Below are 13,454 nucleotides of genomic sequence, written 5' to 3'. Positions count from 1 at the left end.
TTTTATTTTAATAAACATATCTAAGTATAATTTTTTATTTTATATAACATTGATTTTTAGTTTTTATAAAGATCTCTAAATCATTAATAAATTGAAATAACATAGCCCTATTTTCAAACTCTTCTCTAGTTACTGGAAGTTCTTGCTCACTTAACTCTTTTTTTAACCTATTTAATCTATTAATAAGTATATTTACGTTAACTTCTTTACCTATTACAGAGGCTACTTCTTCTGTAAAATTAGCAACCAGTTCAGTCTGTTTCACAGTAATAGATATTCTTGAAAAGTGTTCTCTCATGTACTTTAACATTTGAAATTGAACTTCTCTCATATCTATGTAATGTACATAATACCTAACATCTGAAAACAAGTAATTATTAAAATTATCATTGGCTCTTTTTTTAGCTAGCTCTATCCTATTTTCAAGTTCATCAAAAAGTCTCTGTTCCTTTATTGAAACACTATGTGTTCTTAAAGAATATGCCATATCCATAAATATCTCTTTTATTTTTTCTGAGATATAATCTATGTCTTCTTTTATCTTTTCCTCATTCTTAGGCATATAACTATTTAATATTAAAGCAACTAGAACACCAACTAGCATAAGCCCTAGTTCATTTATTATCCAATATGAATTCACCTGTTTCTCAACTAATAAATGGGTTACTAAAACAGAACTTACAACAATTCCATCTGTTACCTTTAATTTTACTGTTAAAGGTATAAAGACTAAAAGATATAGTCCAAAAATAACTGAGTTAAACCCTAATACTAAAAATAAAATTGAAGATACTATTAAGGCTATAATAACAGATTCTATTCTTTTAAGAGCTATTTTTAATGATTCTCTCTTTGTACTCTGTATACTTAGTATAGTTATGATTCCTGCTGAAACCCAGTAACTTAGACCTAATTCCTTTGCTATCATCATAGCTATTACAGCTCCTATTCCTGTTTTCCAAGTTCTAACACCTATAAATCTCATTTTTTCAACTCCGTATAATTAACATTAAATTTTTCCATAGAATAATAATATAATCAAATTTTAAAATAATCAAATTTATGCATTTTATTTATTAAAATGGGAATACTTTCATTTGAATCTATTTTTAAGAAAGGGTTGAGATATATTATGAGAATTCCAAAACATATAGGGGTTATCCCAGATGGCAATAGACGTTGGGCTGTAGAAAATGGACTTGAAAAAGATCAAGGATATTTACATGGAATTGACCCTGGACTTGAACTTTTTAAACTTTGTCAAAAACTAGATATTAAAGAAATAACTTATTATGGTTTTACTACAGACAATACCAAAAGACCATCATATCAAAAAAAGGCATTCATAGATGCCTGCATAAAATCAGTAGAATTAATTGCAAATGAAGATTGTGAATTGCTTGTTATAGGAAATTCTGATTCTCCAGTTTTTCCTGAAGAGTTAAAAAAATATACTAAAAGAACTAAAATGGGTAAAGGTGGCATACGTGTTAACTTCCTTGTTAATTATGGTTGGGAATGGGATTTAAATATTCTAAAAGCCTGTGACATTAAGAGTAAAAATATATATGATAATATTCAGTCAAAGGATATTTCAAGGATAGATTTATTGATAAGATGGGGTGGTAGACGTAGATTAAGCGGATTTTTACCTGTGCAATCAGTTTATTCTGATATATACATAATTGATGATTTGTGGCCTAATTTTAATAAAGATCATTTCTTTAATGCTCTTGAGTGGTATAACGATCAAGATATTACCCTAGGTGGTTAATTAAATGAGTCCAAAGAAAAAAGCTATAATAGTTGGAGCTGGAATAGGTGGATTAGCTACTGCTGTTCGCCTTCTTGTTAATAATTTTGAAGTAGATATTTTTGAAAAAAACTCTAAGATAGGTGGAAAAGTAAATTTAATTGAATACAAAGATTTTAAAATAGATTCTTCAGCTTCAATATTTATGCTACCTAAGCCCTATTTAGAAGTATTTAAATATGCCAAAAAAGACTATAGAAATTATATAGATCTTGTAGAATTAAATACTTTATATAAAGTGTTTAATGATGAAGGAGATAGTTTTAATATTTATTCAGACTTTTTACGAACTACAGAGTCCTTAGAAAAGGTATTTAATGATGAAAGTTCAAATTATTATAAATATATATCCGATTCTTATAGAAGATATCTTTTAGTAGAAAAATATTTTTTAAACAGGAGTTTTTTTACATTAAATTATTGGAGCTATTTTAAATCTTTACCTAAACTACTTAAAATACATCCTTTTAAAAATTGTTATAAAACCATTGAAGAATATATAAATAATGAATATTTAAAAACCTTATTAGCTTTTCAATGTATGTATATTGGGGAGTCTCCACTTAAAAGTTCTAATGTTTTTAATTTAATTCCATCAACCACTCAAATATATGGATTATACTATATTAAAGGTGGAATGTACTCTTATGTAAAAGCTTTAGAAAGATTAATCCTAGAACTAGGTGGTAAAATACACCTTAACTCAAATGTGACTAATATACTTATAGAAAAAAATGTAGCAATTGGAGCAAAGGTAAACCATGAAAATATATTTTCCGATTTAATTGTTTGTAATTCAGATTTTACCTATACTATACAAAATTTAATTCCTAGGAGTGTACTAAAAAGTAAAATTTCTAGAAAAAAACAAAATAATTTATCCTTTTCTTGTTCTACATTTATACTACATTTATTTCTTAAGAAAAAATATAAAAATTTAGATGTACATAATATAGTACTTAATTTAAATAAGAAAGAAGCTTTATTAGCACCCTTTATAGATGGCTCTCTGCCAAAGGAATATATATATTATATCTACTGCCCAAGTTCAATAGATCCTTCATTAACTCCTGAGGATTGTGAATGCATTAATATAACCTTACGTGTTCCAAACCTAAATAAATATAAATCAAAATGGAGCGAATCTATAATTATGTCTTTGAGAAACAAAGTCTTATATGATATAAGTAAAATTAAAGATTTGGAAGACATAAAAGAAAATATAATTTACGAAAGCTATACAACTCCTATGACCTTAAAAAATGATTTTAATTGCTTTTTTGGTGCAGCTTTTGGTCTTAATCATAATTTGCTACAAACAACTATTTTTAGACCTCAGGCAAAAATAAAAAAACTACATAATATATATTTTGTAGGCGATTCAGTACATCCGGGCTCTGGAATATCAATGTCTTTAATCTCAGCTAAGCTATGCTGTGAAAAAATAATATCAGATTTTAACTAAAATAAAAAGAGGTGTATTATGATACATCTCTTTAAAAATCTTGTATTTCATTTATATTTTCCTTAACAACTTCACTAAAAATACTAACTATTTCTGGATCAAATTGAGTTCCACTGCATCTTTCTAGTTCAACTAATCCTTCATCATAAGTTTTTCTTTTATTATAAGGCCTACTTGAAGTCATAGCATCAAAACTATCTATTACAGTTAAAACTCTTGCTAGGTATGGTATTTCTTCTCCTTTTAATCCCATTGGATATCCAAAGCCATCATATCTCTCATGATGATATAAAATAAGCGGTACAACATTCTTTAAGGAATTTACTGATTTTATTATTTCTACCCCATCTCTAGGATGTTGCTTTAAAATCTCCCATTCCTCTTTAGTAAGTCTCATCTTTTTAGTTAATATTTCATTAGGTATATTTATTTTACCTATATCATGCATATAAGCCCCATATATTAACTGCTTTTTCTCATCTTCTGACAGTCCTAATTTTTTAGCCATAAGTCTACTATAAATAACTACTCTTTCTACATGGCTATATGTATATTTATCCTTTGCATTTATAATACTTATTAAAGTTTTTATAGATGCTACAAGAGCATTTTCCTCTTCATTTAAATCTCGTTTTAGCTCATCTAAAACAGATACATAGGTCTCAACTCTATTCTTGTGAAAAAATTTAGCTCTATACAATGCATCATCAGCACATTTAACTAATTCCAATTCACTTTTAGCTTTATCTGGGAATACAGCTATACCAACAGATACTGTAAAATTAGCATTAGGTTGATTTTCTTGTCCTTCAAAATATGTTTTTTCTACCTTATTTCTAATTCTTTCTGCAATTTTAGTTGCTTCCTCTTCTGAAGTATTAGGTAAAATTATTGCAAACTCTTCTCCTCCATACCTAGCTACTAAATCATTTTCTCTAGATATGTTTTTTAGAATTTTTCCTATTTTTTTTAATGCCTCATCGCCTTTTTGATGTCCATACAAATCATTATAATGCTTAAAATAATCTATATCCATAAATATTAATGAAAGTTTCTGATTTTCCACCTCACTAATATGCATTTTCTCTCTTAATTTATCATAAAAATATCTATGATTATAAACTCCTGTTAATCCATCTTCATTAACCAATGTTTGTAATTCTTTTATATGATCATTTTCAGTTTTCACGTAAAATCCCAAAGTCCAAGCTGTTAAAACAAATACTCCTGCTAATATTAAATCATTTTGAAAGTAAATATTTACATCGTTATTCCCTGCAAAAATTAAATCTATAACTAAGATAATACATGATGATACTATGGATACCACACATCCTCTATGCATGCCTCCCTGTATTGTAGATGTTATTATAATAAATAAAAATAAAAATTTATTATTACTAGAATTTCCTCCTGAAACTAATATTGCCATTATAAATATAATCATAAATAAAATTATTTCAATCAATCGTATCTCATTTATATGATCTTTGTACTTATTTAAACCAGCTAAACTCCAAAGTATATAAATTGTTGATAATAAGAATATACTTATTAAAATTGATAATATACTATAATATGCTAAAAATTTATTATTAAATTTTGTAAGATTAAAGGTGTATTGTAAAAAAGCCATAGCTGAAAATAATAATGATGATACTTTTACTATTGATAATATTTCATCAACTTTTTTCTTTTTATTATCATTTACATCCCTAATCATATTCTCCCTCTCTAAATCTAGTATGAAATAAGGCCGGTTTTAAACCGACCTTTAGGTAAATTATTCATCTCTTAAAGATTTTGGTTCTTCTGGTTGGTGTGTAAACCAAAGACATGCTGAAGTAGCAACTGTTGTTGCTATTACTGTTGTTAATGCAGCAAATACTGTTAATAAATTTTTGTTTAATTTTTTCATTTTAATTCATCCCCCTAAGATTTATAATAATTTATTTATAAAAGAATCTATAGTTTTTAACAATATATCCCCTATATAGGTTAGAGTCATGCATTGCCATGCTACTCCAAGCATTATGCTTAACATAACAGGTCTAGCTAAACTCCATCCTGAATTATAATATAAAATTATGTTAAATATTTCAATAAATAAATATATAGTTAAAATCTTTAAAGATCCTTTTTTCATGCGTTTTTTCTTTTTTTCAGTTTTTATTGGTTTATTTGGCGTATCTACTGGAGCATATTTAAAGATTATAAAATATGAAAAAACAAAAATAACTATTCCAACAAATACTATAACTTCAAAATTCATCTTTGCAAAAAAATTGCTTTTTATAAAAAAACCAATACAACTTGAAATTATTATCCCCAATAAGGTACATACATTAGAGGATTCTGAATGTGCTCCTCCAGAATATTTTCTAAGTATACTTGCTGTAAATAAAAATATCAAAGCTTCTAAAGCTATATTAAACACTAATCCCAGTATAAGCACTGAAATTATTGATATTAATGTTTGTATTAAAGCATAAGTTCCATACTGAATAATTTCTTTTCTTTCTTTATCATAATTTAACTCACTAGAAACTTTTTCAGCTATTACCTTTGATATATTTTCAATCATGTTATCTCAACTTTCCTTTTTTTGATGCTATTAAATAATAATAAGTAACAATAACCACAAACATTATAGTAGATGGAATACCTAATATTGTTTTTGTAAATACATTTTCAAATAAACAATCAATATTTTCATTAAAAAATTTCTCTATAAATAATAAGTTTAAACCTTCACATAAAAATAAAATCATTAGAATTAAAATTGATGCTTTTATACTTACTATAAGATCTATTTTATTAACATTAAACGCTAAAAATATTAGAACGAATATATTTAATATTGTATGTATTCCATAATTTATAGGTAATAACCTAATTAAATAGACTACTAACACCAATATTAAACTCGAAGTTAAATACTCCTTCTTTTCTAATTTTTTATTAGCAAAAGCATACATAGCCAACATCATTGTAAGAGCTTCTGGTATTCCCCTTACTAAAGTTTCAAACAAAGTTACTTTTAACATTTCTCCCCCGCTGTCACTAAGCAAATATATTTTTCTGCTTATATACATTTTTTTCATTAGTTTTTTTAACTGTTACATATATTATTATAACTACAAAAACTCTTATAAGTATATCACCAATACTTAAAACACTATATCCTACATCTATTATGTCACTTAAATACTTATATTTTATTGTACTTGTTCCTATCATATGTATATCATTAACCTCTGAAATAGTATTGGGTTTAAGATATCCAGTTAAATAAGATAAGCTTGGGAAAACAGGCATTTCTCCTCCATTAGCAGCCATTACAATGTGATTTAAAAAAGTTCCTGCTAAAATAAATAACGATCCAATTAAAGCACTTATATACTCTTTATACCAGAATATAGGTATTAAAAATAAGTACATATATATGCTCTTAAACCAAGGCGCCCATTTTACAACATCATAGTTTCCCATAAATATACTTATTTGAAAGACTATATAAATAGCTTCAAAAATCAAAATCGGATAGATTGTCCAACTTTTAAAGAAAGGTTTTAAATTATATCCTTTTATTTTTGCAATTATTAATGCTATAATTACTGCTTCGATCATTATGTTGCTCCTTTAATACATTGTAAAGCTTTAACAAATTATTAAGACTCTTTCCATTTAAATTAAATCATATAATTCATATTAAATCAACAATAAAAACCTATTTTTTACAAAAAAAATTCCATTTTTTTATTTTTTAATACTAAATCCATCATAATTTAACCTCTATTTCCTCTTATTCTTTTTACTGTTAAAAACAATAAAATTAAACTAAAAATCCCTATAACTAGCTTTATATTTTTTTGATAAGCTAATATCACCCCGTAACTTGCTAAAACTTCTAATAAAATAGAAGGAATTTTACCTAAAAAAGTAGCTATTATAAATATTAAACTATTAACTTTACTCATGGCAGCAGCTAAGGTTACTAAACCTGATGGAATAAATGGAATTAATCTTCCTTCAAAAATTAAAATCCCAACACTTCTCCCTTCACTCTTTACAATTTTATCTATTAATTCATATTTTCCTTCAATATTCCCTGCAAATCTCTTTATACCTTTTCTATATACTTTAAAGCTTATCCATCCTCCTATAACTTCACCTAATAAAGAAATTAAGAATCCATTTATAGGACCGAAGAATACTATATTGGCTCCTGTAACAAATACAGATGGAACTATACCTAGCAATGCTATAATTACACTTATAAATAAACTTATAAATATAGCTAATTCACTATACTGATTAAAAATATTTATTAAACTATTTATCTTTTTCTCCTCCTTCGCTTACATATTAACACTGTTAATTCTCATTTTAAGTATATCTTCCAAACTACCAAAGTTTCAATATATTTTACCTAATAGTAATATTCTTTCTCTCTATTTAACAGAATTTTATCTTTACTTATCTATTTAATTAATAAACTACTTTTAAATTTCTTAACTACAATATTCAAATTAAAATTCTATAATTATACACTAAATTTCACATAAAAATAACTGTCTTAATTTAAGACAGTTATAAAAAATTAATTTCTCATTATTATATATACGGTATATCCAATATAAAGAACTAAAAGAAATAATCCTTCATATCTAGTAAGCACTTTTTCCTTTTTCTTATTTAAGAAAATTAAAGCACCTATTATTAAAGTAACAACTATAAGGAATATTAAATCTACTGATAAGCTTGCAGCTATTGTTATAGGACTTATTAAGGATGATAAACCTAATATTAATAATATGTTAAAGGTATTAGATCCTAATATATTTCCAAGAGCTATGTCATTTTCACCCTTTTTAGCCGCCACTAAAGAAGTAACAAGTTCTGGAAGAGAAGTACCTATTGCCACAATTGTAAGTCCAACTAATTTCTCACTCAGTCCTAAACCTAAGGCGATTGCAGAGGCTGAATCGACAACTATTTTTCCACCTAATATTATTCCTATAACTCCAACTATTGATAAGAGAATATTTTTGCCTGTGCTATTAGGTGACTTTATGTTTTTCTCTTCAAAATCTTCAAATTCTGCAGTTACTGCTACTTCATCTTCTTTTTTATTACTTCTCTTAACTGTATATATTAAATATATTATATATGCTATGCACATTAAGACTAATATTCCTCCATCTATTCTAGATAAAGAATTTTTACTTCCTATTAGTCCAGTAAAAGTAAAAACATACAAAACAAAAGTTGCAAGTAAATTTACTATAAAATCATTTTTTATTATGTGCTTCTTTATGACTAAAGGAGCTACAATGGCTGTACATCCTAAAGCTGCTAAAAGGTTAAATAAATTTGACCCTAAAACATTTCCCATGGTAATATCATTGCTACCTTTTAATGCAGCTGATATACTTACTGCAAGCTCTGGCGCACTAGTTCCTAAGGATACAATAGTAAGTCCAATTATAACTGCTGGAACTCCTAGCTTTTTAGCTATTCCTGAAGCCCCATCCACAAAAAGGTCTGCTCCTTTAATAAGTAAAAGAAACCCGATTATTAGAAATATATAGTTCATTAATTCCTCTCCATTTCAAATCACTTTATTAAATATAGATATTTTTTTATAAATTATAAGTATTATTATACTATTTATTTAAATAATTTCTATATTATCGAAATTTGTTTTCATCTAGTTAATAATTTGTCTAAACATCAAAACTTAACTGCTCACTTTCTTCTACTATTATATTTTCTTCTAAAGATGATATTGTTATTCCTAATAATCTGACCTTTTTATCTTTAAAATCCACTACTTTTATAAGATCTTTTACGCATTCCATTATTTCTTTCTTTTCTTTTAAAAAGTATTCTAAAGTAATACTTCTTGTTATATGTTTAAAATTATTGAACTTCACCTTTAAGGTTACAGTCTTTCCCTTCTTATTCAATAAATCTAAGCTCTCATTGACTCTTTCTGCTATTTCTTCTAAAATCTCTATCATTTCGTCTATATCTTCTATGTCTTCTCTTAAAGTAATTTCCTTTCCTATAGACTTTCTAATCCTGTATGGATTTACTGGCCTATTATCTATCCCCCTAGCAAACTCGTATAATATCTTGCCCCTTTCACTAAAAATATCTATAAGTTCTTCTTCAGAAAATTTAAGTAAATCCTCCCCCTTAAATACCCCTATATTATTTAACTTATTTTTAGTTACTCTTCCAACGCCAAAAAATTTTCCTATAGGTATATTTCTTATAAAATCCTTTGAATTCTCCTCTGTTATTACTGTTATACCATCTGGTTTTCTAAAATCTGATGCCATCTTTGCTAAAAATTTATTAAAAGAAACTCCTGCTGAAGCAGTAAGACCTAGTTCTTCAAATATTCTCGCCTTTATTTCAAGGGCCATTAAGGTTGCAGATCCTTTGCACCTTTTGCTTTTACTTACGTCAACAAAAGCCTCATCCAAGGATAATGGCTCTACAAGGTTAGAGTATTCATTTAATATATTCATAACCTGTCTAGAAACTTTTTTATAAACCTCCATTCTAGGTCTTATAAAAATAGCTTTCGGACATAATTTATATGCAGTTAAAGAGGGCATAGCTGAATGTATTCCGTATTTTCTTGCTTCATAAGAGCAAGTGGCAACTACTCCTCTTCTATTTGGATCGCCTCCAACAATCAATGGCTTTCCTTTATACTTAGGATTATCTCTCTGTTCAATGGATGCATAAAAAGCGTCCATATCTATATGAATTATCTTTCTATTCTCTTCCATAAAGCCTCCATGCAAACATATGTTCATTTCAATTTTACACTAAGACTTTTTAAATTCCAATATTATAAAAGATAAGTTTTAAATTATAAAATCATTTAAAACTTATCTTAAAAAAATATATTAATTAATAAATTAAAATTCCTTTATTTAACCTTTTCAGGCTCCTTATACTCTATTCCCTTTGTATCTACCTTAATTGATTCTATAACAACATCCTCAACCGGTTTATCATTTGCTCCTACTGAAATCTTTTCTATTTCATGAACAACGTCTAATCCCTTAGTAACTTTTCCAAAGGCTGCATATTGCCCATCTAAATGTGGTGCTTCTTTTGTAACAATAAAGAATTGACTTCCTGCACTATCTGGATCTTGAGATCTTGCCATTGATAATATTCCCTCTTCATGCTTAATATCATTTTCTACTCCATTAGAAGAAAATTCTCCTTTTATTGAATATCCTGGTCCACCTGTACCTGTTCCCTTTGGATCTCCACCTTGAAGCACAAATCCTTTAACTATTCTATGAATAGTTAAGCCATCATAAAATCCACTATTAGCTAAGCTTATAAAATTATCAACGGTGTTTGGAGCTTTGTTTGGATATAACTCTGCCTCTATAGTTCCAAAATTCTTAACCTCAATAGTAGCCACTGGTAATTTATCTTCTGGTATATTTTCCTTTGCCTTTTTACCTGTTCCTCCACATCCTACAAGAAGTAAAGATACCATTGTAACTCCTATTGCTATTTTACTAACTTTCTTTAATAAACTCATTTTTATTCCCCTTTCTTAGAATTTATTACTAATATGTTTTAAATTATATCATCTAAACCATTTAAATTTATGTCATATAAGCTATTAATTTGTTTCTATATAATTAAATTTTCCAAAAGTAAAAAAGGTATGTATTCTTTTTTATATTATAAGAATACATACCAAAAACTTTTTTATTATACCTCAAGTTCTTCAACTTCAACTGCGAAGTTCCCACAATTTTTACAAACATTTATATTAACTAAGTAGCTCTTGTCTACTTTTTTATCTCTTAATAATTTATTGTAAGTAAGACCTTCATAAGATTTTTCTATATTGCTTATTACAAACTTTCCATTCTTAGAATAAATAAACATATTAAACTCTAAAAATGGGAAGCTCTTCTTTTTTTCCTCTAATCCAAATTTACATTCTTCACATGGACCATCATAATAGGCTTTTCCAAAGCTAACACCCTCACTACTATTTAATATTTCAAAAAGCTTATCTATATCAAAACCTTCAACATCTTCATTAAAGAAATAAAGCAATTTATCCTCTGATAAAGTATATTCTTTTTCATCAAAAGTGAAACTAAACATTTAATCATTCCTTTCTATGAACAATTCACATTTTATTATTATCTCTAAACATATTTAATAACTTTAAAGACAATATGTCAAACTAAATTTCTTTTTTTATTAAACCCTTTATTTCTATTACTTCAATATAAACTTCTCTATAGCCTTAGCAACACCATCATTTTCATTTGTATCTGTTATATAATCTCCATATTCCTTAATAAAGTCTGGTGCATTTCCCATTACTACAGATAATCCTGCCTCTTCTAGCATAGATACATCATTTCCACTATCACCAATACATATTACTTCTTCTAAGCTTATTCCTAACTTATCTGCAAGGGCTTTAACTGCACTTCCCTTTGAAGTTCCTTTTTTCATGATCTCTATACATCCACCCCAAGAAGCATAAACTAAATCTACTCCTTCTAAAGCTTCAAATTCATCCTTTGCTTCTTCTATATTAGGGCCCTCTTCTTTTTTTATTATTATGAACTTTAATATATCTTCTTCATGTTCATCATAAGCATCTCTTAAGTCATCATATTTATAAAATTTTATTTTTTCTTCCTCATCTACCCAGCTATTCATAAGCCTATGACTATCATCCTCTGGAATATCTGTATCTGCTATTAGTCCATCTGTAGAGTCTACATAAGCTAAAAACTTATATTTATTTATAATATCACATATTTTAAAGTAAGTTTCCCTGTCTAGTATAGATTTAAATATTACCTCATCAGTATTTTTATCCTTTATATATGAACCATTTGAACAGATTAATGGAGCATTTACTCCTATTATATTCCCATATATTCTAGCTGACGGAAAAACCCTTCCTGTTGATATGGCAATATGTACTCCTTTTTCAATGGCTTTCTTTAAAGCCTCTTTATTTCTTTCACTAACTTTGTGATGAGAATCTAAAAGCGTACCATCCATATCTATACAAACTAATTTATAATTCATTTAATTCTCCCCTTTCTAAATTAAATTTTATATAGACTTTCTTTTTTAATCAAGATTTAGTATTTTAATATATAGCCCTTAAATAAAAGTAGCTATATTGTAACTTAAAATTCTAGGTAATTATAAATCCTATATAATATTTTTCTAAAAACTTATAAAATTCTCTTCTTAAATAAAAAACTTATAAATATCTTCTGAGAATCTCTGAATTCCACTAAAAATTTAAGTTCATTCAAATATTCTCTTCCCAATATTTATAAGTTTTATTTACGAGCTATTTTAGTATAACCCTTTAAAATTCATATTATTTATTTTTATATTTCTCTAATTCTAAATCTACCTCTGAATCTGAAGTTTTAGTTTCTTGTGTATTTTGAGTTCTATATTTATTTAATTCATCATCTAAACTTAATTCTTCTAATTTAGCAAATTCATCATCTAAGCTTTCGCCTTTTAATTCTTCTAATCCAGCAGCATAACTCTCTTTTCTTGAAATACTTCTTTCTATATCATCAATATTAATTGAGTTGCTCTTACTTTGAACATTTGCAATAACTTCATTTATTTGTTTTGAAGCTTCAGCATTATTTAATCTAGCTACTGCCTCATCTCTATAACTTCTTGTTTTATCTAATTCTTTTTCTAATTCCACTAATTTTGCTTTTAAAACATCAGCTTTCGCTCTTTGTCCTTCATAGCTTGCCTTTAAAGACTCAAATTTCTTGTCACTGTCTAATTTAAGTTTTAAAGCTTTCTTAGCTAACTCTTCATTTCCTTTACTCATTGCTAATCTTACTTTTTCATCATACTGAGCTGACTCTTCCTTAGCTTCATTCATTTTCTTTTCAGTATCTTTTAAGTTACCAAAAATTTGAGCTGATGATCTTTTGGCTTCATTAAAAGATTTCTCCATGTCTCTTATTTTTTGATCCAATAATTCTACTGGATTCTCCATTTCATCTAAAGCTGAGTTAGTCTTAGCCTTAATCATATTTGATATTCTATTAAATATTCCCATTTTATTACCACCTTTACCGACTTTTTATTTAAATTTATTATACT

15 protein-coding genes are annotated in these 13,454 nt (G+C 26.9%); 2 read left to right on the top strand and 13 right to left on the bottom strand.

Annotated features, from left to right (window positions below; translation table 11 throughout):
• Positions 1-34 precede the first annotated feature (34 nt).
• Positions 35-985, bottom strand: a complete 951-nt coding sequence (locus tag ACYUCG_RS04695) for an aromatic acid exporter family protein (RefSeq protein ID WP_460268207.1) — start codon at positions 983-985, stop codon at positions 35-37.
• Between the two features lie 147 nt (positions 986-1,132).
• Between ACYUCG_RS04695 and ACYUCG_RS04690 the strand changes: the two genes are divergently transcribed.
• Complete coding sequence (locus ACYUCG_RS04690; RefSeq protein WP_060796146.1) at positions 1,133-1,774, top strand: undecaprenyl diphosphate synthase family protein; 642 nt, start codon at positions 1,133-1,135, stop codon at positions 1,772-1,774.
• Positions 1,775-1,778: 4 nt separating this feature from the next.
• Positions 1,779-3,278 carry a phytoene desaturase family protein gene (locus ACYUCG_RS04685; protein ID WP_283677818.1) on the top strand — a complete coding sequence of 500 codons (1,500 nt, stop codon included), beginning with the start codon at positions 1,779-1,781 and terminating at the stop codon, positions 3,276-3,278.
• 31 nt (positions 3,279-3,309) lie between these two features.
• Here the strand turns inward: ACYUCG_RS04685 and ACYUCG_RS04680 are convergent, their stop codons facing one another.
• The 12 genes from ACYUCG_RS04680 to ACYUCG_RS04625 all read right to left on the bottom strand — a co-directional run bounded on the left by ACYUCG_RS04680 (position 3,310) and on the right by ACYUCG_RS04625 (position 13,410).
• On the bottom strand, positions 3,310-5,001 hold the full coding sequence (locus ACYUCG_RS04680; RefSeq protein ID WP_460268206.1) for a diguanylate cyclase: 1,692 nt from the start codon (positions 4,999-5,001) through the stop codon (positions 3,310-3,312).
• A gap of 60 nt (positions 5,002-5,061) precedes the next feature.
• The gene (locus tag ACYUCG_RS04675) at positions 5,062-5,196 is read right to left on the bottom strand and encodes a cyclic lactone autoinducer peptide (protein WP_283704608.1); all 135 of its coding nucleotides are present in this window, start codon (positions 5,194-5,196) and stop codon (positions 5,062-5,064) included.
• Positions 5,197-5,217: 21 nt separating this feature from the next.
• Positions 5,218-5,862, bottom strand: a complete 645-nt coding sequence (locus ACYUCG_RS04670) for an accessory gene regulator ArgB-like protein (protein ID WP_283704609.1) — start codon at positions 5,860-5,862, stop codon at positions 5,218-5,220.
• 1 nt (position 5,863) lies between these two features.
• The gene (locus ACYUCG_RS04665) at positions 5,864-6,325 is read right to left on the bottom strand and encodes a hypothetical protein (RefSeq protein WP_283704610.1); all 462 of its coding nucleotides are present in this window, start codon (positions 6,323-6,325) and stop codon (positions 5,864-5,866) included.
• Positions 6,326-6,341: 16 nt separating this feature from the next.
• Positions 6,342-6,908 carry a DUF5317 domain-containing protein gene (locus ACYUCG_RS04660; RefSeq protein WP_283704611.1) on the bottom strand — a complete coding sequence of 189 codons (567 nt, stop codon included), beginning with the start codon at positions 6,906-6,908 and terminating at the stop codon, positions 6,342-6,344.
• 158 nt (positions 6,909-7,066) lie between these two features.
• Entirely contained in the window at positions 7,067-7,621 is a 555-nt protein-coding gene (locus ACYUCG_RS04655) for a TVP38/TMEM64 family protein (protein ID WP_181159635.1), read from the bottom strand.
• Between the two features lie 260 nt (positions 7,622-7,881).
• Entirely contained in the window at positions 7,882-8,877 is a 996-nt protein-coding gene (locus tag ACYUCG_RS04650; protein WP_283677820.1) for a calcium/sodium antiporter, read from the bottom strand.
• 130 nt (positions 8,878-9,007) lie between these two features.
• On the bottom strand, positions 9,008-10,087 hold the full coding sequence (gene dinB, locus ACYUCG_RS04645; protein ID WP_460268205.1) for a DNA polymerase IV: 1,080 nt from the start codon (positions 10,085-10,087) through the stop codon (positions 9,008-9,010).
• 143 nt (positions 10,088-10,230) lie between these two features.
• The gene (locus ACYUCG_RS04640; RefSeq protein ID WP_139933623.1) at positions 10,231-10,863 is read right to left on the bottom strand and encodes a peptidylprolyl isomerase; all 633 of its coding nucleotides are present in this window, start codon (positions 10,861-10,863) and stop codon (positions 10,231-10,233) included.
• Between the two features lie 176 nt (positions 10,864-11,039).
• Positions 11,040-11,444 (bottom strand): DUF3785 family protein, encoded by a 405-nt coding sequence (locus tag ACYUCG_RS04635; protein ID WP_139933624.1) that lies wholly within the window; start codon positions 11,442-11,444, stop codon positions 11,040-11,042.
• Positions 11,445-11,561: 117 nt separating this feature from the next.
• The gene (locus ACYUCG_RS04630) at positions 11,562-12,392 is read right to left on the bottom strand and encodes a Cof-type HAD-IIB family hydrolase (protein WP_283677822.1); all 831 of its coding nucleotides are present in this window, start codon (positions 12,390-12,392) and stop codon (positions 11,562-11,564) included.
• A 304-nt stretch (positions 12,393-12,696) separates the two neighbouring features.
• The gene (locus tag ACYUCG_RS04625) at positions 12,697-13,410 is read right to left on the bottom strand and encodes a PspA/IM30 family protein (RefSeq protein ID WP_060796005.1); all 714 of its coding nucleotides are present in this window, start codon (positions 13,408-13,410) and stop codon (positions 12,697-12,699) included.
• Between the last annotated feature and the right edge of the window lie 44 nt (positions 13,411-13,454).

Source organism: Clostridium sp. CTA-17, from assembly GCF_054767895.1.
This window is presented reverse-complemented; position numbering and strand designations above follow the sequence as displayed.